Origin of the sequence: Acinetobacter pittii, from assembly GCF_022449185.1 — a bacterium.
Lineage (GTDB): Bacteria > Pseudomonadota > Gammaproteobacteria > Pseudomonadales > Moraxellaceae > Acinetobacter > Acinetobacter pittii_I.
Map to the genome: position 1 here is coordinate 277,393 of NZ_JAKUKO010000005.1, position 18,001 is coordinate 295,393.

Annotated in this window: 20 protein-coding genes; 15 read left to right on the top strand and 5 right to left on the bottom strand. The window is 39.3% G+C overall.

The window, feature by feature from the left end:
• Nucleotides 1-250 precede the first annotated feature (250 nt).
• From tauA to tauD, 4 genes are read left to right on the top strand one after another with little or no spacing between them, the layout of a single operon-like run.
• Nucleotides 251-1,291 carry a taurine ABC transporter substrate-binding protein gene (tauA, locus tag MKX14_RS13300; protein ID WP_240282670.1) on the top strand — a complete coding sequence of 347 codons (1,041 nt, stop codon included), beginning with the start codon at nt 251-253 and terminating at the stop codon, nt 1,289-1,291.
• A gap of 9 nt (nt 1,292-1,300) precedes the next feature.
• A complete protein-coding gene (tauB, locus tag MKX14_RS13305; RefSeq protein WP_240282671.1) occupies nt 1,301-2,095 on the top strand; it encodes a taurine ABC transporter ATP-binding protein in 795 nt (264 codons plus the stop codon).
• Nucleotides 2,092-2,961, top strand: coding sequence for a taurine ABC transporter permease TauC (gene tauC, locus MKX14_RS13310; RefSeq protein ID WP_240282672.1), 870 nt, complete (start codon nt 2,092-2,094; stop codon nt 2,959-2,961). The genes tauB and tauC overlap by 4 nt, the downstream gene beginning before the upstream one ends.
• A gap of 8 nt (nt 2,962-2,969) precedes the next feature.
• On the top strand, nt 2,970-3,851 hold the full coding sequence (gene tauD / locus MKX14_RS13315; protein ID WP_240282673.1) for a taurine dioxygenase: 882 nt from the start codon (nt 2,970-2,972) through the stop codon (nt 3,849-3,851).
• A gap of 70 nt (nt 3,852-3,921) precedes the next feature.
• Here tauD and hyuR read toward each other — a convergent pair whose 3' ends face one another.
• Entirely contained in the window at nt 3,922-4,656 is a 735-nt protein-coding gene (gene hyuR, locus MKX14_RS13320) for an aspartate/glutamate racemase family protein (RefSeq protein WP_240282674.1), read from the bottom strand.
• Nucleotides 4,653-6,122, bottom strand: coding sequence for an NCS1 family nucleobase:cation symporter-1 (gene pucI, locus MKX14_RS13325; protein ID WP_240282675.1), 1,470 nt, complete (start codon nt 6,120-6,122; stop codon nt 4,653-4,655). The genes hyuR and pucI overlap by 4 nt, the downstream gene beginning before the upstream one ends.
• 395 nt (nt 6,123-6,517) lie before the next feature.
• Here pucI and MKX14_RS13330 point away from each other — a divergent pair, with 395 nt between their 5' ends.
• Complete coding sequence (locus tag MKX14_RS13330; RefSeq protein WP_240282676.1) at nt 6,518-7,258, top strand: GntR family transcriptional regulator; 741 nt, start codon at nt 6,518-6,520, stop codon at nt 7,256-7,258.
• A 49-nt stretch (nt 7,259-7,307) separates the two neighbouring features.
• On the opposite strand, the gene ttdR is transcribed toward MKX14_RS13330, so the two are convergent.
• Nucleotides 7,308-8,198 carry a LysR family transcriptional regulator gene (gene ttdR / locus MKX14_RS13335; protein WP_240282677.1) on the bottom strand — a complete coding sequence of 297 codons (891 nt, stop codon included), beginning with the start codon at nt 8,196-8,198 and terminating at the stop codon, nt 7,308-7,310.
• A 197-nt stretch (nt 8,199-8,395) separates the two neighbouring features.
• Here ttdR and MKX14_RS13340 point away from each other — a divergent pair, with 197 nt between their 5' ends.
• The 3 genes from MKX14_RS13340 (at nt 8,396) to MKX14_RS13350 (ending at nt 11,505) form a co-directional block, all read left to right on the top strand.
• Nucleotides 8,396-9,082, top strand: a complete 687-nt coding sequence (locus MKX14_RS13340; protein ID WP_046812672.1) for a hydrolase — start codon at nt 8,396-8,398, stop codon at nt 9,080-9,082.
• A 330-nt stretch (nt 9,083-9,412) separates the two neighbouring features.
• Nucleotides 9,413-11,287, top strand: coding sequence for an amidohydrolase (gene aepA / locus MKX14_RS13345; protein WP_240282678.1), 1,875 nt, complete (start codon nt 9,413-9,415; stop codon nt 11,285-11,287).
• Nucleotides 11,288-11,343: 56 nt separating this feature from the next.
• Nucleotides 11,344-11,505, top strand: a complete 162-nt coding sequence (locus MKX14_RS13350) for a DUF1427 family protein (RefSeq protein ID WP_000784879.1) — start codon at nt 11,344-11,346, stop codon at nt 11,503-11,505.
• Between the two features lie 69 nt (nt 11,506-11,574).
• Here the strand turns inward: MKX14_RS13350 and arsC are convergent, their stop codons facing one another.
• Nucleotides 11,575-12,003 (bottom strand): arsenate reductase (glutaredoxin), encoded by a 429-nt coding sequence (gene arsC / locus MKX14_RS13355; RefSeq protein WP_240282679.1) that lies wholly within the window; start codon nt 12,001-12,003, stop codon nt 11,575-11,577.
• Nucleotides 12,004-12,087: 84 nt separating this feature from the next.
• Here arsC and MKX14_RS13360 point away from each other — a divergent pair, with 84 nt between their 5' ends.
• Genes MKX14_RS13360 through arsH form a run of 4 tightly spaced genes read left to right on the top strand, consistent with a single transcriptional unit; the run spans nt 12,088 to nt 14,652 of the window.
• Nucleotides 12,088-12,417 (top strand): metalloregulator ArsR/SmtB family transcription factor, encoded by a 330-nt coding sequence (locus MKX14_RS13360; protein WP_108010284.1) that lies wholly within the window; start codon nt 12,088-12,090, stop codon nt 12,415-12,417.
• Nucleotides 12,418-12,421: 4 nt separating this feature from the next.
• Nucleotides 12,422-12,895 (top strand): arsenate reductase ArsC, encoded by a 474-nt coding sequence (locus tag MKX14_RS13365; protein WP_240282680.1) that lies wholly within the window; start codon nt 12,422-12,424, stop codon nt 12,893-12,895.
• Between the two features lie 10 nt (nt 12,896-12,905).
• Complete coding sequence (arsB, locus tag MKX14_RS13370; RefSeq protein WP_133480458.1) at nt 12,906-13,952, top strand: ACR3 family arsenite efflux transporter; 1,047 nt, start codon at nt 12,906-12,908, stop codon at nt 13,950-13,952.
• Nucleotides 13,939-14,652, top strand: coding sequence for an arsenical resistance protein ArsH (gene arsH, locus MKX14_RS13375; RefSeq protein WP_133480457.1), 714 nt, complete (start codon nt 13,939-13,941; stop codon nt 14,650-14,652). Before arsB ends, arsH begins: the two co-directional genes overlap by 14 nt.
• A 57-nt stretch (nt 14,653-14,709) precedes the next feature.
• Here arsH and MKX14_RS13380 read toward each other — a convergent pair whose 3' ends face one another.
• Nucleotides 14,710-15,612 (bottom strand): LysR family transcriptional regulator, encoded by a 903-nt coding sequence (locus tag MKX14_RS13380; RefSeq protein ID WP_108010286.1) that lies wholly within the window; start codon nt 15,610-15,612, stop codon nt 14,710-14,712.
• A 101-nt stretch (nt 15,613-15,713) separates the two neighbouring features.
• On the opposite strand from MKX14_RS13380, the gene MKX14_RS13385 reads away from it, so the two are divergent.
• From MKX14_RS13385 to MKX14_RS13395, 3 genes are all read left to right on the top strand, one after another.
• Nucleotides 15,714-16,274 (top strand): chromate transporter, encoded by a 561-nt coding sequence (locus tag MKX14_RS13385; protein ID WP_108010288.1) that lies wholly within the window; start codon nt 15,714-15,716, stop codon nt 16,272-16,274.
• The gene (locus MKX14_RS13390) at nt 16,274-16,795 is read left to right on the top strand and encodes a chromate transporter (RefSeq protein WP_240282681.1); all 522 of its coding nucleotides are present in this window, start codon (nt 16,274-16,276) and stop codon (nt 16,793-16,795) included. Before MKX14_RS13385 ends, MKX14_RS13390 begins: the two co-directional genes overlap by 1 nt.
• A 180-nt stretch (nt 16,796-16,975) precedes the next feature.
• Nucleotides 16,976-18,001 (top strand): FAD-dependent oxidoreductase (locus MKX14_RS13395; RefSeq protein ID WP_240282682.1); only part of this gene is annotated, 1,026 nt, incomplete at its 3' end.

The following is an 18,001-nucleotide window of genomic DNA, read 5'->3' on the forward strand; positions in this document are numbered from 1 at the left end:
AAATGAGTAGGATAAAATACTTAGAGGGCATCTGTCAGGTTTTTCTCATCATATGATTTGTGAATATCCTTTTTTATTATTGATATATAAGTATTTTAATTTTGTATCTATTCTATAAGTTTACTTAAAATTTTCTTTTTACCAAAAGATAAAAACTTATAAGTAAAAGTTATTTATAAAAATTAGATAAGCAACTCATATTTTTTTATTTTTCATTATAAAGCCAGCTGCATACCATGAGCTTATATTATTGAAAGATCATGAAATTATGAGCACAAAGACCAAACCGCTGATTATCACGGCAATTGTGATCGTCGCAATTGTTGCATTTATCGTATGGCAAAATAAAAAAGACAATAATACAAGTGCTTCAGTTCGTGACAACAAACCTGTCGTGATTGCCTATCAAACCGGAGTGGACCCAAGCAAAGTTGCACAGTCGAATGGAGATTATGAAAAACATAGTCAACGCAACATTCAATGGAAAAAATTTGATGCAGGCTCAGACGTTGTCAATGCACTTGCTTCAGGTGATGTGGTACTTGGTAATATTGGTTCAAGCCCACTTGCTGCTGCGGCAAGCCGTGATTTACCAATTGAAGTATTCTTAATTACATCAAAACTTGGTGCGTCTGAAGCGCTAGTAGTAAGTAATAAATCAGGCATTAAAACGCCTCAAGATTTAATTGGCAAAACCATTGCTGTACCTTTTGTTTCAACAACCCATTACAGCCTTTTGTCTGCACTTAAACATTGGAATATTCCAGAAGACAAAGTAAAAATTATTAACTTGCGTCCACCTGAAATTTCAGCGGCGTGGGAACGTGGTGATATTGATGCTGCCTATGTTTGGGAACCTGCATTAAGTAAAGCTAAAGCATCTGGTACGGTTTTAACCGACTCAAAACAAGTCGGTGAATGGGGCGCTCCAACTTATGACTTATGGGTTGTGCGTAAAGATTTTGCAGAGAAAAATCCTGATTTCTTAAAAGCTTTTGTTAAAACCACGCTTGAGCAACTTGAAAAATATAATCAAGATCCAGCCGCTTACGTTAGAGATGCCGATAACGTGCAAAAAATTGCGCAGCTCACAGGTTCTGATCCAAAAGATATCCCGCTTTTATTAAGTGGAAATATTTACCTAGACCACGCTCAGCAAAAACAAACCTTAGATGGTGAATTTGCGCAAAATATTTTTGATACAGCGAAGTTCTTAAAAGGTCAGGGCAAGGTCGATCAACTTAAAGCCGATTATAAAGGCAATGTGAATTCTTCATTTTTGCAGCCTTAAGGAGTTGTCATGAGTGTACTTGAAGCCAAACATATTCATCTGACTTTTCCTAAACAGCAAAAGCCAGTTTTACAAGACATTAACTTAACGATTGAAGAAGGTTCTTTAACCGTGATTTTGGGCGAGTCAGGTTGTGGCAAAACAACTTTGCTTAATATCTTGGCAGGGTTTCAAAAGCCGAGTTCAGGTGATGTGCTTGTAAATCATGAAGTAGTAAATGGACCAGATGTAACCCGCGCTGTCGTGTTTCAGGATCATGCACTCCTTCCTTGGTTGAATGTTGCAGATAATGTTGGCTTCGCTTTGCAGTTAAAAGGTTTAAAACGTGCAGAGATTGAGAAACAAGTGAGTGCAATTTTAAAAATTGTAGGCTTAAGTCACGTTGAAAAAGCCAATATTTGGGAACTTTCCGGTGGTATGAAACAACGTGTTGGTATTGCCAGAGCTTTGATTAGTCATGCGCCGTTTATTTTATTAGATGAACCTTTTGCGGCATTAGATGCTTTTACGCGTGAAAACATGCAGCAGTTAGTGCTCGATTTATGGATTCAACAAAATAAAAGCTTCTTTTTAATTACTCATGACATTGAAGAAGCATTATTGCTCAGCAATCAGTTAGTTCTGATGACAGCGCATCCAGGCAAAATTGTAGAAGCTCTACATCTCGATTTTGCTAATCGATATCGTCAGGGCGAGTCTATTCGTTCAATTAAATCGGACTCTCAATTTATTCAGCTCAGAGAGCAGTTATTTGAAAGTTTAAGGGCACAAAAGCAAAGCGGTAAGGAGGCGTTAACCACATGAGTACTAAAGATAACGTCTATGAATATGACAAAGCAGGGCTAAAACTTAAGCCAGATGTGCAAACAGAAAATACTTCATTTCTATCGTCATTTTTTGAGAAGCATCGCACTTTGGCAGTTAGCATAATTAGTGTGGGAAGTGTGCTTGCACTCTGGTTCCTCATTACTGCTTTGCATGTCGTACCTGAACTGTTTTTACCGAGCCCACAGGTAGTCTGGCAAAAATTTATATCGGTCAGCCAAGAAGGCTTTATGAAGGCTACTTTGTGGCAACACTTGGCCGCTAGTATCTCTCGTGTGTTTTTGGCTTTGATTGCTGCCGTGGTGATTGGTGTACCACTGGGCTTATGGATGGGCCTGAACAAATGGGTTCGCGCTGTTCTAGATCCTTTAGTTGAATTATTACGTCCAATTCCGCCGTTAGCTTATTTACCCTTACTCGTAATTTGGTTCGGTATTGGCGAAACCACAAAAGTACTTTTGATCTTCTTCTCGATTTTGGCGCCTGTCATCATTAGTAGTGCGCATGGTGTGTTAAGCCATCAACTTAATCGTGAGCGTGCAGCATTGTCGTTAGGGGCAAATCAGACACAAGTATTTTGGCATGTCATTTTACCAACAGCTTTACCTCATATTATTACCGGTATTCGTATTGGTCTTGGGGTGGGTTGGTCAACATTAGTTGCAGCAGAGTTGGTTGCAGCGGATCGTGGTATTGGTTTTATGGTGCAATCGGCAGCACAGTTCTTAATTACCGATACAGTGATTCTGGGCATTATTGTGATTGCAATTGTCGCAGTTAGTTTTGAGCTGTTTTTACGTTGGTTACAAAAACAGTTTTCTCCTTGGTATGGTCAGCAGTTGTAGTAAAGAAGATGAATACAGTAGTAGCAAACTTAAATATTGAAGTGATCAAGCCTAGCATTGGCGCAATTATTCACGATATTGATTTGAATGCGTTAAATGAACAGACAACGCAACAAATCCAGCAGGCTTTGCTTGATCATCAGGTCATTTTTTTTCGAAAGCAGCAATTGGCACCGCAAGCACAAGCAGACTTGGCACGCAGTTTTGGCAGCTTACATGTGCACCCGATTTATCCTTCAATTGAAGATGTACCTGAAGTGATGGTGCTCGACAGTTGGAAACAAGACTTGCGTGACAATGAACTTTGGCACACAGATGTGACTTTTAGTAAAAATCCACCTTTAGGTTGTGTGTTGCAAGCTATTAAAATTCCACCTGTAGGCGGTGACACGTTGTGGTCGAGCAACACAGCAGCTTTTAAAGGGCTTCCGCTTGAGTTACAGCAAAAATTACGTGGTTTAACTGCAACACACGATATTCGGAAGTCTTTTCCACTTGAACGTTTTGCTCATAACGAAGAAGAACGTGAAAAGCTTTTGCAAACATTTAAGCGTAACCCACCAGTGGTTCACCCAGTGGTGCGTACCCATCCAGTTACAGGTGAGCCTTCGCTGTTTGTAAGTGAGGGCTTTACCACTCGCATTAATGAGTTATCTGAACAAGAAAGTGAGCAATTACTTGATTTCTTGTTTGAACATGCGACCCAAGAGCAATTTCATTTGCGTTGGAAGTGGCAAGATGGTGATATCGCGATTTGGGATAACCGTTGCACACAACATAAAGCATTATTTGATTATGGCGACGCCCATCGAATTATGCACCGTGCAACTATTAATGGCGATGTGCCATTTTATAAAGAAGAACAACAGCCAGAGTTAGTAGAGGCTTAATTCCTTTAATTATTCTTTGTTTCAATTCCAACGTAGCGTTTTGAGTTGGAATTGAAACAGTAAGTTGTCTCTATTGTGCTCCAAAACCCGACAATATGCCTGTGTAGTTCTTTACAGGAGGTGAGGCCCAATCACCAACTTTGCTGGTTTTTAAATTTAATTGAACTAGCATTTCAGCTTGTTTAACGGCTGCAGCAACGCCGTCAATAACGATTACGCCTAACTCGTTTTGTAGCTTTAGACACAAATCACTCATACCTGCACAGCCCAAAACAATCGCATCGCTTTTATCTTCAGCGAGTGCTTTTTTGCACTCATCTTGTATGGTTCGATAAGCATCTGAGTCAGGAAGCTCCAACTCTTCAACTGCAATGTCACAAGCTCGAACATTTTTGCAAAATGGCGTAGCACCATAACGATGAGCCAGATGCCAGCTCATATTCACTGTGCGTTGTAAGGTTGTGACCACACTAAACCCAGTACTTACATAACTTGCAGTTCGCATAGCTGCTTCGGCAATCCCAATCACAGGAGCTGAAGTCATTTCACGGGCGGCATAAAGGGCAGGATCACCAAAGCAGGCAATGATATATGCATCTACATTTAGCTGTTCATCTTGGCGTATTTCGTCTAAGACACCTACTGCACTTAGGGCTTCATCATAATAACTTTCAATCGTTGCAGGCCCCATTTGAGGATTCACAGCAATAATTTCAGTATCAGAATTTGCGACTATCTTTGCTGATGCAGCAATTTTGTCTGTCATCCTTTGAGTAGTATTGGGATTAATAATTTTAATTTTCATTGTACTTTTACCTTAGTCATTGCCGATTTAGCATGGGCAAGCGGTTGGTTAAGAAATCGGTAAATCACAAAACCAAATCCCATGCCAATAAACCATGTGAAATTAGCCAGCCCAGACAGTTGTGGTAAAAGTACGCAGAGAATAGGAATTAATGAAGCTGGAATTAAGGCATAAAAGGCAGAGTGGTTATAACCATTTTTATACCAATACAAACCTTGAGTGTCTAAGGTGTATAAATCATCTACTTCGATTTTTTGTTTTTTAACGAGATAAAAATCGGCGAGCAATACACCAAAAAGCGGACCGATAAATGCACCTAAAATATCAATGGTGTAATGGATCACTTGAGGGTTATTAAACAAATTCCATGGGGTAATGAAAATTGAACCTACTGCTGCAATCATTCCGCCCATGCGCCAGCTAATTTTGCTCGGTGAAACGTTGGAAAAATCGAAAGCAGGTGAAACAAAGTTAGCGACAATATTAATCCCGATGGTGGCAATCATTAAGGTCAAACTACCTAAAATAACCACAAAAGTATTATCAAGTTTACCGACCATCTCAACAGGGTCTGTAATGAGTTTTCCGTAGACTGGAAGTGTTGCTGCAATACACACCACAGTAAGTAAAGAAAAGCCTAAGAAGTTAATCGGTAAGCCAAGAAAGTTTCCCATTTTAATGGCATTGAAGCTTTTGCCATAACGAGAAAAGTCACCAAAGTTCAGCATAGGCCCTGAAAAATATGAAACAACAAGCGCAATAGCACCAATCATGACTGGTACAACCGCAAAACCGTCGTATTGAACACCGCTCAAGTTTAAATCAATATTTTGCCAGCCAGCTTTCCAGATGAGCCATACTGCCATCGCAAACATCACAACGTAGACAGCCGGGCCCGCCCAGTCAATAAACTTACGAATGCTGTCCATGCCAGACCAAAAAACAATTGCTTGAAGTAGCCAAAGCAGCATGAAGCCAACCCAACCTAGATAGGAAAGCCCAAGAAAGCCATAAGTTGAAACATCGGCATACACCGACCATTCTGGAAAGAACTTTAAAATGACCAATAAGAATGCACTTGAGGCCAAATAGGTTTGAATGCCATACCACGCGACAGCGATAAGACCCCGAATAACTGCAGGAATATTTGCACCAAGCACACCGAAAGTGGCACGGCAAATAACAGGATAGGGCGTGCCAGTTTGTTGGCTAGACTTGGCAATCAGGTTTGTAAAAAACTGAACTATGGCAATGCCGATGAGTAAAGATAAAAGTACCTGCCAGCTATTGAGCCCAAGTGCAAAAAGGCTTCCAGCCATAACATAACCGCCGACACTATGAACGTCAGACATCCAGAAGGCAAAAATATTATAAGCACCCCATGTTTGCTTTTTTAAAGGGGCTAAGTCTTGATTTGTCAATTTTGCATCATAAGAAGGTTTAATTATTGCTTCGCTATTATTCATCTTGAACGCTCACTTCCCTAAGATGGTAGGTACTTTCAGCAGCTTTGGACTTCTGTCTAAAAGAATAAAATTAAGATTGTGCGCAATTTGATATTTAAATTGTGCACAATCTTAATTGAGCAAAAGTTATGCCAAATTCAGAAATCAAAGCTTGTGAATTTTTCCGTTCAACTAATAGTTTGGGTATTTAGGGATAAATTAATGAAAGTTGGTCTGCTTAATCTGTTATAAAAAATGAGTAAATTTAAAGGAATGAAAGAATCTTATAATGTTAAATCTTGAATAGGTCTTCCAGCATAGATATTGTTCTTATGAGAGAAATATTTCCAACTGGTTAAGTTGGACATACACTGCTCAAATTAAATGATGTTTTAAAAAGAGGGGCATCAATAAAAATGGAGAAATCAATGCCATCGAATGCACCAAAAAAAGCCGTAGAAATGAGCAATGATGAAATTGATGACCATATATATAACGCTATTGTAGATGCTATTTTAAATCGACAACTTGCCCCTGGCGCACGTTTAGTTGAAGCACCTTTGTGTGAAGCATTCGGTGTAACGCGAGGAGTGTTAAGACGTGTTTTTGTCAAACTTGCCCATGATAAGGTCATCGAAATTCAGCCCAATCGTGGGGCACTTATCGCAAAACATAGTGTTGATGAAACAAAAGAGGTCTTTGAAGCGCGCAGCATGCTTGAAATCGCCACTGTAAAAAAGCTGGCTCAAAAGTCACATAGCCTAGATTTTAGTGAGCTTCGAAGTTTAGTCGACCAAGAGTCACATGAGCGTTTATCTGGAAATTGGGCCGAGTGGATTAAACTATCAGGACAATTTCATTTAAAGCTGATTGAAGCAAATCAAAATACGATTATGACCAGTTATTTGCAGACGCTTATTGCAAGGACTTCGTTATTAATTGGGTTATATGAAATTCCAAAACATAATAATTGTTCGGCAGATGAACATCGTGCAATTTTAAATGCCATTGAGCAAGGCGATGAAAAGCGAGCAACTCAATTGATGGAAGAGCATTTAGAACACTACGCGACGACATTTATTGAACAAGACAGCACAGTGTCAGCAGAACAAAATTTATTAAATTTATTTAAAAATAAAAAAATTGAAACTATTTAAAATAACTAAAAAATAACGGGCCAATTCCTATGGAAAAGGCCCAGATTGGTTATTTTATAGGAACGATTTGACGTGTTAGAAAATCAATAAATATTTTTACTTTCTTCGATAAAATCTTACGGTTTGGCCATGTGACATATAAGTGAAGCGGCTGACTAGTGTAATCCTCCAAACACTTCTGTAATTTACCTTCTTTGTAGTAAGGCTCTGCAATAAACTCTGGAAGAAAAACAATACCGTGATTCTTTAGACACATATCTAATAATAATTCGCCATTATTACAGGTCATGACTGGGAAGCAATTAAAGGACACTTCTTTTTGATCTTTTTGAAAGATCAATTTCTTATGTCGGCTATCCTGATAATAAATCAGAAACTTATGTTCTTTAAGTTCTTCTAAAGAAGCTGGAAGGCCATGCTGATTAAAATACTCCGGTGTTGCATATAAATAACGCTGATAGGTATTTAATATTTTACTATTTGCCAAATTTGGCGGTGAACCATCTACACGGATTGTTAAATCAAATTTATTATTATTCATGTCTAATAGCTGATCAGTCATGAATAAATCAATTTTGATGCTGGGATATTTCTCTATAAAGTCCGAAATGATATGTTGAAGAAAAATGTTGCTAAAAGACATTGGTGTATTGAGCTTGAGTTCGCCTTCTGGGTACTGCTGATTGTAGCTAATTTCGTATGCAGCCCATTCGAACTCACTTAAAATGACTTTGCTATGTTGATAAAACTTTTCCCCACAAGAGGTGAGGTTCATTTGTCTTGTTGTTCGAGTTAAAAGTGTGGTTCTGAGGTCATTTTCGAGGTAGCAAACACGTTTGGCAACTAAGTCACGAGAAATATCGAGTGCTCTGGCTGCGCTACTAAAATTCCCATGTTCTACAACACTTACAAAAGTGGAAATACAGTCTAATCGATCCATGGATAAGCAAAAGTTAAAAAAATATATATCAATGATTAAACTATAAAAATTAAAAAGCAATCATTGTTTTGATTGTATTCGTACAGAATACAGATTCGTGCTGATTTGCTGTCTATGCTTTTACATTTTTATCTGTTTTCATAATAACCAGTAAGCAATTCTAATGCATTACTCATAAGGAATAATGGAGTTTACCCATGAATAAATCACTTTTAGAACAACTATCACCAACCAATTGTCAGGTTATTTTTATTGATCATCAGCCACAAATGGCTTTTGGGGTACAGTCAATAGATCGCCAAGTATTAAAGAATAATACTGTAGGGTTAGCAAAAGCAGCTAAAACATTCAATATTCCTGTCACCATTACCACGGTTGAAACGGAAAGCTTCTCTGGTCATACCTATCCAGAGCTTTTAGACGTATTTCCAGATGCTCCATTACTAGAACGTACTTCAATGAATTCATGGGATGATCAAAAAGTACGTGATTCGCTTGCAAAAAATAATCGTAAAAAAGTGATTGTTTCAGGTTTGTGGACTGAAGTGTGCAACAACACCTTTGCTTTTGGTGCGATGCTTGAAGGGGATTATGAGATTTATATGGTCGCGGATGCTTCAGGTGGTACATCGAAAGAGGCTCATGACTATGCCATGCAACGCATGATTCAAGCTGGTGTTGTTCCGGTAACTTGGCAACAAGTATTACTTGAATGGCAGCGTGATTGGGCACACCGTGATACGTATGATGCAGTTATGGCAATTGTCCGTGAACACTCTGGTGCTTACGGTATGGGTGTGGATTATGCTTATACGATGGTACATAAGGCACCTGAGCGTACAACATCAAAACATGAAGTACTTGCACCAGTTCCTACAAAATAAGAAATAGTTGAGTTAAGGGTATTTCGATATTTAAGTTGATTTATTCGATTTTTGACTATATTTGATAAGTGGAAAAGCCATCTGCAACTGTTCGAGGCAGGACAAAATCTGAAAAGATTGTAAGTGAACGAGTTTTGCAGATCTTGCGCTGCCTTAATGGCAGCTCAGGTTTTGTTACTTTTCCCGAAAGAAAAGTAACAGAATTAGCTCCTCTTATTGGATGTAAAACGGTCAGACTCCGTCGTGGAAAATCAAAAAGAATAATGAAATATGTATATGTTGCTATACCTTTATTTTTTAGAACGATAATTCACAAGAATGGAGTTCAGAATGACCGAAATAAACCTCATACTCAAAAACGGTAAAATCACAACACTAGATCCTCAGAACCCCGAAGTACAGGCAATTGCGATTGCAGACGGTAAAGTCATACGCACGGGTACAAATGATGAGATCATGAAGCTGGCATCAGCGACGAGCAAAGTTGTAGATTTAAATGGTCGTCGCGTTATACCAGGTCTAAATGACAGTCATCTGCATATTATTCGTGGTGGCTTAAATTACAATATGGAGCTGCGCTGGGAAGGTGTGCCATCCGTTGCCGATGCGTTACGCTTACTCAAAGAGCAAGCCGATAATACGCCAGCTCCACAATGGGTTCGTGTCGTAGGCGGTTGGACGGAATTCCAGTTTGCCGAAAAGCGTTTACCGACTTTAGAAGAAATTAATAAAGCTGCACCAGATACTCCTGTATTCGTTTTACATCTATACGCTAGTGCCTTATTGAACCGAGCTGCACTTGATGTATTAGGCTTTAACAAAGATACACCGGACCCACCAGGTGGCAAGATTGTACGAAATGAAAAAGGTGAGCCAACAGGTCTGTTGCTCGCAACTCCATCCGCTATGATTTTGTATTCGACTTTAGGTAAAGCGCCGAAATTGCCAGTTGAAGATCAAGTCAATTCAACTCGTCATTTCATGCGTGAGTTGAACCGATTAGGCATTACTTCAGCAATTGATGCAGGCGGTGGTGGTCAAAACTACCCTGAAGATTATGATGTGATTAAGCAATTACACGATCAAAATCAAATGACGGTTCGAATTGCTTATAACCTATTTGCTCAAAAGGCAGGCCAAGAGCTTGATGATTATCATCGCTGGACAGAAATGACATTCCCGGGCGATGGTGATGAGCTATTTAGAATGAATGGAGCAGGTGAGAACCTGACGTGGTCAGCGGGTGACTTTGAAGATTTCTATGAGCCACGTCCAGATTTACCAGAAAAAATGGAAGGCGAACTCGAAGCCATTGTAGAACACTTGGCTGAAAAGAAATGGCCATTCCGTATTCATGCAACTTATGATGAAAGTATTAATCGCTTACTGAATGTATTTGAAAAAGTAAATTCAAAACAGCCATTTGCGACACGATTTATTATTGACCATGCCGAAACTGTATCTGAGCGCAATATTGAACGTATTGGCGCGTTGGGTGGTGGTATTGCCATTCAACACCGTATGGCATATCAAGGTGAGATTTTCGTAAAACGCTACGGTGCTGAGGCTGCTCAGGCAACGCCACCCGTTAAGAAAATGTTAGAACTCGGTGTTCCTGTGGGTGCGGGAACAGATGCGACTCGTGTTGCCTCTTATAACCCTTGGGTGTGTTTGTATTGGCTAAGTACTGGTAAAACAGTCGGTGGTTTACCACTCTATGATGAAAAAAATCTATTAGACCGTCAAACAGCACTTAAACTCTGGACTAAAGGTTCAGCTTGGTTCTCAGGTGAAAAAGATGTCAAAGGTTCACTAACAGCAGGGGAACTTGCCGACTTAGTTGTGTTGTCAGATGACTACTTTAAAGTAGAAGCTGAGGATATCCAGTGGATTGAGTCTGTACTCACTGTTTTAGGCGGCAAAGTGGTGTACGCAGGGGCAGAGTTTAAGCAAGACGATCCGCCGTTACCGCCAGCATCTCCAACATGGTCGCCTGTAAAACGCTTCGGTGGTCAGTGGCGGTTATCTGAAAATCGTAATGCACCTTCTAATCAATCATTACAGTCACAAAGTGCTTTGTGTGCATGTGCTAGCAGCTGTGGTATGCATGGGCATAGCCATGCTTGGATGCTTGATGTTCCTGTAAATGATAAGGACAAAAAATCTTTCTGGGGCGCACTTGGGTGCTCGTGTTTTGCATTTTAAATAAAACAGTATGGGAACCTGCTGATTAAATGGCTTGATTCTCTAAGGTATGTACGATGAAAATGTACTTGTTATCTTTGGCTGTAGGGTTGCTTGTTGGTGTCTTATATTATGTTTTAAATGTTAAGTCACCAGCTCCACCTCTTGTTGCATTAGTCGGTTTATTAGGCATGGTAATAGGAGAGCAACTGCTTCCTTTTATCAAATCCTATTTTTAATCCGTTTTATTCAAAAAAAGCTAAATAGTGTCACGCCATTTAGCTTTTTATAGTAATAAATATCTTCAATTACTTTATACGGTGGCCTTGTTCATCAATGATTACTTCGCCATCTTCTTTTGCAAAATAGCCTAAATTTTTTGAATCTAAAATATCAAGGACAATCTCAGAAGGGCGGCAAAGTCGCGTGCCTTTTGGTGTAACCACGAATGGGCGATTAATTAAAATTGGGTACTGAACCATAAAATCAATTAACTGTTCATCGGTCCAATGGTCTTGTTCTAACTCTAAATCTTTGTAGGGATCAACATTTTTACGAATTGCTTCACGTACAGTTAGGTTTGAATCCTTAATGAGCTGAATCAATTCATCTTTACTTGGTGGTGTTTGTAAATATTCAATAACGATAGGTTCAATTCCTGCATGACGAATAAGCGCCAATGTATTGCGCGAGGTTCCGCAAGCAGGGTTATGGTAAATCTTCACTAGCTCAGTCATGACAAATTTATCGATACATTAAGATATTGCATTTATATATGGATATCCGTATATTTGCAATAACGAATATTTTCTGTTGAAGATATGATCAATCAAGTCGATTTCTTTAAATGTCTATCTGACCAAACTCGGTTAAACATTCTTAAGCTAGTTCTTCGCAAACAAAATATTTGTGTCTGTGAGTTAACTGAACAGCTTGAGTTGAGCCAACCGAAAATCTCTAGACACTTAGCCTTATTAAGAACTCATGGCATTTTACTTGATGCACGACAGGGACAATGGGTGTATTACAGCGTCAATCCAGATTTACCCAATTGGGCTGTTGAAGTTTTGAAAACTATAGCAAACCAAGATGAAAATTTAGTGAATCAATCATCTTCACAGTTTTCTTCTATTTCTACCTATTGTGAGTAACACCATGAAATTCTTATTTTTATGTACTGGAAACAGTTGCCGTAGCATTTTGTCAGAAGTTTTATTTAACAGTTGTGCACCAGAAGGCTGGAAAGCGTATAGCGCTGGGAGTAAACCATCAGGACAGGTACATCCATTAACGATTGAAACTCTTGAAAACTTAGGTCTTTCCACAGATGGACTATGGAGTAAAACGATTGATGACTGTAAACAATATCAACCAGATGTTGTTATTACAGTCTGTGACTCCGCTGCGCAAGAAGCATGCCCACTATATTTAGGTGGTGCAATCAAAGCACATTGGGGTTTAAGTGACCCATCTCACTTAGACTTGCCGAAAGAAGAAAAGCTTAAAGCATTCCAAGAGACTGTAGCTCATATTAATCGTCGTTTAGATGCATTGTTTGCACTTGATGTTGCGAACTTAAACCGTTCACATTTGATTGCTGAGATTAATAAAATCTCTCATATTGAGTAAGAGAGCCGAGATGACTAAGCAAAAGCTTTCTTTTTTAGACCGTAACCTGACGCTATGGATTTTTATTGCCATGGCTTTAGGCTTAGCGATTGGAGTTTTCTTTCCTCAGGCATCTGTGTCTTTAAATGAATTAAGTGTAGATAACGTTAATATTCCGATCGCAATCGGCTTAATTTTGATGATGTATCCACCTTTAGCAAAGGTTGATTATGCTACGTTACCAGAAGTATTTAAAGATAAGAAAACTTTAACTTTGTCATTGGTTCAAAACTGGTTGATTGCACCGGTTTTAATGTTCGTACTTGCGATAGTTTTCTTGCATAGTTATCCGGAATACATGACAGGCCTGATTTTGATTGGTTTGGCACGTTGTATTGCAATGGTTTTGGTGTGGAATGGGCTGGCTTGTGGTGATAACCAATATGTTGCAGCGTTGGTTGCATTTAACAGTATTTTCCAAATCTTATTTTTCAGTACCTATGCATGGTTGTTCTTAACCTTTTTGCCGCCTTATTTTGGTGTGGCAGGGCAAGTCATTGATGTGAATTTCTGGACTATTACACATGCGGTTTTGGTGTACTTGGGTATTCCATTTTTGATGGGGTTCTTGACGCGTTTGATTTTAGTCAAGTCGAAAGGTTTGGAATGGTATCAAACTAAATTTTTACCAAAAATTAGTCCAATTAGTTTAATTGCTTTACTTTTTACCATCGTGGCGATGTTTAGCCTAAAAGGTGGTGATGTAGTGAGCTTACCTTTAGATGTATTACGTATTGCAATTCCACTCACGATTTACTTTGTGGTGATGTTCTTCATTAGCTTCTTTATGAGTAAACGTATGGGGAATAACTATCCACGTACCACTGCTATTTCGTTTACTGCGGCTGGTAACAATTTTGAGTTAGCTTTAGCTGTTGCCATTGCAACATTTGGTTTGGCATCACCTGTGGCATTTACCACAGTGATTGGACCATTGGTTGAAGTTCCCGTTTTAATTTCACTCGTTTCAGTTTCTCTTTGGTTCAAGAAAAAGTATTTCTCAGATGAACAGTCTTAATAATGATTTATCAAATGTAGCATTAGATCTTCTTGATAAGCCTACATTTGAGCAAGTGCAAGCACAGCAGCTTGAGCATCCACCTCGCATTTTATTGCTATATGGTTCTAATCGTGAACGTTCTTATAGTCGTTTTGCTGTGCTGACTGCTGGTCGAATTCTTGAATACTTAGGTGCTGAAGTCAAAATCTTTCATCCTAAAGGTTTACCTTTACCTGAGGATGCAGAAACAGATCATCCAAAAGTCCAAGAATTACACGCGCTTTTGGCTTGGGCAGAAGGTATGGTGTGGTGTTCACCCGAACGTCATGGCGCGATGAGTTCAATTTTAAAAGCCCAGATTGACTGGATTCCTTTGGCAGCCGGAGCAATTCGTGCAACTCAAGGTAAAACTTTAGCCGTTATGCAGGTGAGTGGTGGTTCGCAGTCGTTTAATGCGGTCAATCAAATGCGTATTTTAGGCCGTTGGATGCGCATGATTACCATCCCAAATCAGTCTTCGGTTGCTAAAGCTTTTTTAGAGTTTGAAGAAGATGGCAGTATGAAACCATCCTCTTACTATGACCGAATCGTTGATGTTATGGAAGAATTGTATAAGTTCACTTTATTAACACGTGGGCAAAAACAGTATTTGACAGATCGCTATTCTGAGCGCAAAGAATCGGCAGAAGAGCTGTCAAAACGAGTAAATCAAAAATAAACAGTTTCATAAAAAAGTGCTCCACTTGGGGCATTTTTTATTGCTTAGCTTTTACACTCAGGCCATTGTAGGCAAAAGTTTTTGTAATAGTTTAATAAAATTTGAAACTTTGGCAGAGCTCTCATTTTCTCGTGTAATCAAGTAAATAGGCGCATTCATTTTTATTGAATCATCAAAATCGCGATACACAATTTCATGTTCCCAAAAGTTATGCATTGAGGCTGGCACAATCGTTATACCAATTCCAGCAGCAACTAAATTTAATGTTGCAGTTGGCCGAGGTGCTTCCTGAATAATGCGTGGACTAAAACCTGCTTGGTAGCAACTATATAAAATATTGTCATATAAACCTTGTCCTGAAGAACGACGGTATAAAACAAAATTTTCATTTGATAAGTCATTTGAACTAATTTTTTCTTTTTGTGTAAGTGGATGGCCTATAGGCAATGCCACCATCATTGGTTCATCTAATATATGGTGATGTTTTAACCCAATATCACGGCTGATCGGTGCTCTTAAAAAAGCAATATCAAGTTTCTCGGAGATTAATCGATCTAATTGTTTTTGGCTGCCTGCTTCTTCAAGTTTGGTTTGTACGTTTGGATATATTTCTCGATATGAGCGCAATACTAGTGAAATAAGCGGATGCAAACCTGCGGAACTTGTAAAACCAATATTGAGTTGTCCAGTTTTACCTTGGCTAACATCTTGGACTAATTTTGGAATATGGCGCGCATGTTCTAATAAAAGTTGTGCTTCTTTAAATAAGGCTAAACCAGCCTCAGTTGGTTCAATTCCTCGAGGCTGGCGAATAAGTAATTGTGTACCAAGTTCTTCTTCGAGTTTTTTAAGTAAACGCGTTAGAGGCGGCTGTTGAATAAACAATCGGTTTGCGGCATGCGTAATATTCCTTTCTTCAATTACCACAACAAAGGCATGGAGCTTATGTAAATCGAGCATAGAAATACCTTTATGGTATGGTTAATAAAAATAAAAGCATTTGTAGATATATCATAAAAGTATCATTCTATCTTGGTCAGATAAAGTGAAAAGTAACGAAAATGAACCATGTTGAGATTGCCGTGCAGAAGGAGAGTGTCCCGACCTGCACAGAGTTATTTTTAGGTTTTTTAACATTAGGTTTAATTGGATTCGGTGGCGTGCTGCCTTTAGCACGCAAAGTTATTGTAGAGCAGAGACAATGGTTAAGCCCTGAAAAATTCACTGAGTTGCTTGGTCTGTGTCAATTTTTACCAGGCGGCAATATTATTAATTTATCGGTTGCGATTGGCATGGAGTTTCGCGGTGTTCGTGGGGCAGTGAGCTCACTCATTGGTCTGATCCTTGCACCTACGATAATTGTTGTACTTTTACATTATATCTATGAGCAGTTCCAAGATAATTTAATGGTGAAGCATCTTTTCGAAGGGTTAGCGGCAGCAGCAGCTGGACTTCTGGTTGCAACAGGTTTGAAAATGCTTAAGCCATTATTACGTAATCCATTAGCGATTTGCGTAGTTATTGCTGCAATTATCAGTATTGCTTTTCTAAAAATCTCTTTACTAGTGACTATGCTGATTTTGTTGGCATTTTACTCAGCAATCATTTGGAGACGTGTGTAATGGGTGCAGTTCTACTTACTTTAGCGATCATTTTTACTCAATTGTCTCTTATTGCATTTGGTGGTGGAAATACGATTTTGCCTGAGATGCAACGCCAAGTAGTTGATATTCATCACTGGATGACGGCACAAGAATTCAGTGCATTGTTCGCCATGGTCCAAGCTGCACCCGGTCCGAACATGATGATTGTACCGTTGGTGGGATGGCATGTAGCAGGGTTGTCAGGTCTACTTGTAACGTCTACCGCTAAATTTTTACCTTCATCTCTTATTACTGTATTTGTGATGAGAGGCTGGTCAAAATTTAAAGATAAAAAATGGAGACGTGTTTTACAGCTTGCTTTACAACCTGTCACTGTAGGAACTGTGCTTGCTAGTGCTTGGATTATTTCTGAGGCAGCTGCCATAAATACTTTACTTATCATTATGGTAGTCATTGCGACTTTATTATCTTTAATTAAAAAGGTTCATCCTTTACATGTCTTGATTGCTGGGGCTGTATTTGGCGTGGTCTTACTCTAGTTTAACCAGTTTGCCGACCTGCGCTGGATGAGTTCAGGTTGGCTTTTTTTAATTTGAAGTAAATAAGAATAAAATCTAAAAAACCGATTAAATATATAAAAACATACTGTTTTACCTATTCTGTGTTTTCACGTACTATGCATCTATTGAAAGAATTTGGATGCATGGGAGTAAAAACAGATGTTAGATCAAAACATTAAAACTCAATTAAAAGCTTACTTAGAACGTTTAGAAAGTCCAATCGAATTAGTTGCTGCCTTAGATGAATCAGACAAAGCTGCTCAAATTAAAGAGTTGGTGAGTGAAATCGCTGAGCTTTCTGACAAGGTGACTGCCCGTTTTGACGGTAACAATACACGTCGTCCAAGCTTTGGTGTGGCTAAAGCAGGTGAACAACCTCGTGTGTTCTTTGCTGGCTTACCAATGGGCCATGAGTTTACGTCTTTGATCTTGGCGCTGTTACAAGTGTCTGGTTATGCACCTAAAGTGTCAAATGAAGTGCTCAACCAGATTAAAGGCTTAAACCTCAAAGCAAACTTCGATGTGTTTGTATCCTTAAGCTGTCATAACTGTCCGGATGTTGTACAGGCGCTTAACCTGATCGCCATTTATAACCCGAACACTACAGCAACCATGATTGATGGTTCATTCTTCCAAGACGAAGTTGAGCAACGCAAAATCATGGCAGTACCGATGGTATTCCAAGACAACGAACACATTGGTCAAGGTCGTATGACCCTTGAAGAGATTGTGGCAAAACTTGACACCAGCTCAGCTGAAAAAGATGCGGCAGCACTCAATGCCAAAGATGCTTTTGATGTGTTGGTGATTGGTGGTGGTCCTGCGGGCGCAACAGCTGCAATCTATGCTGCACGTAAAGGTATTAACACAGGTATCGTGGCTGAACGCTTCGGTGGTCAAGTGATGGACACCATGGACATTGAAAACTTCACGTCTGTGCAAAAGACGCAAGGTCCTAAGTTTGCTGCCGAGATGGAAGCACATGTTCGTGAATATGATGTCGATATCATGAACCTGCAACGTGTCAGCAAAATCACGGGTGCCAACCAAACTGAAAATGGCTTGGTTGAAGTTGAACTTGAAAACGGTGCAAAACTTGAATCGAAAACTGTGATCCTTTCTACAGGTGCACGTTGGAGAGAAATGAATGTACCAGGTGAGCAAGAATACCGTACCCGTGGTGTT

Excerpts from the sequence above, each read along its gene's own strand:
- tauB (WP_240282671.1), top strand. The coding sequence starts at position 1,301 with ATGAGTGTACTTGAAGCCAAACATATTCATCTGACTTTTCCTAAACAG.
- tauC (WP_240282672.1), top strand. The coding sequence starts at position 2,092 with ATGAGTACTAAAGATAACGTCTATGAATATGACAAAGCAGGGCTAAAA.
- tauD (WP_240282673.1), top strand. The coding sequence starts at position 2,970 with ATGAATACAGTAGTAGCAAACTTAAATATTGAAGTGATCAAGCCTAGC.
- hyuR (WP_240282674.1), bottom strand. The coding sequence starts at position 4,656 with ATGAAAATTAAAATTATTAATCCCAATACTACTCAAAGGATGACAGAC.
- pucI (WP_240282675.1), bottom strand. The coding sequence starts at position 6,122 with ATGAATAATAGCGAAGCAATAATTAAACCTTCTTATGATGCAAAATTG.
- MKX14_RS13330 (WP_240282676.1), top strand. The coding sequence starts at position 6,518 with ATGGAGAAATCAATGCCATCGAATGCACCAAAAAAAGCCGTAGAAATG.
- ttdR (WP_240282677.1), bottom strand. The coding sequence starts at position 8,198 with ATGGATCGATTAGACTGTATTTCCACTTTTGTAAGTGTTGTAGAACAT.
- MKX14_RS13340 (WP_046812672.1), top strand. The coding sequence starts at position 8,396 with ATGAATAAATCACTTTTAGAACAACTATCACCAACCAATTGTCAGGTT.
- aepA (WP_240282678.1), top strand. The coding sequence starts at position 9,413 with ATGACCGAAATAAACCTCATACTCAAAAACGGTAAAATCACAACACTA.
- MKX14_RS13350 (WP_000784879.1), top strand. The coding sequence starts at position 11,344 with ATGAAAATGTACTTGTTATCTTTGGCTGTAGGGTTGCTTGTTGGTGTC.
- arsC (WP_240282679.1), bottom strand. The coding sequence starts at position 12,003 with ATGACTGAGCTAGTGAAGATTTACCATAACCCTGCTTGCGGAACCTCG.
- MKX14_RS13360 (WP_108010284.1), top strand. The coding sequence starts at position 12,088 with ATGATCAATCAAGTCGATTTCTTTAAATGTCTATCTGACCAAACTCGG.
- MKX14_RS13365 (WP_240282680.1), top strand. The coding sequence starts at position 12,422 with ATGAAATTCTTATTTTTATGTACTGGAAACAGTTGCCGTAGCATTTTG.
- arsB (WP_133480458.1), top strand. The coding sequence starts at position 12,906 with ATGACTAAGCAAAAGCTTTCTTTTTTAGACCGTAACCTGACGCTATGG.
- arsH (WP_133480457.1), top strand. The coding sequence starts at position 13,939 with ATGAACAGTCTTAATAATGATTTATCAAATGTAGCATTAGATCTTCTT.
- MKX14_RS13380 (WP_108010286.1), bottom strand. The coding sequence starts at position 15,612 with ATGCTCGATTTACATAAGCTCCATGCCTTTGTTGTGGTAATTGAAGAA.
- MKX14_RS13385 (WP_108010288.1), top strand. The coding sequence starts at position 15,714 with ATGAACCATGTTGAGATTGCCGTGCAGAAGGAGAGTGTCCCGACCTGC.
- MKX14_RS13390 (WP_240282681.1), top strand. The coding sequence starts at position 16,274 with ATGGGTGCAGTTCTACTTACTTTAGCGATCATTTTTACTCAATTGTCT.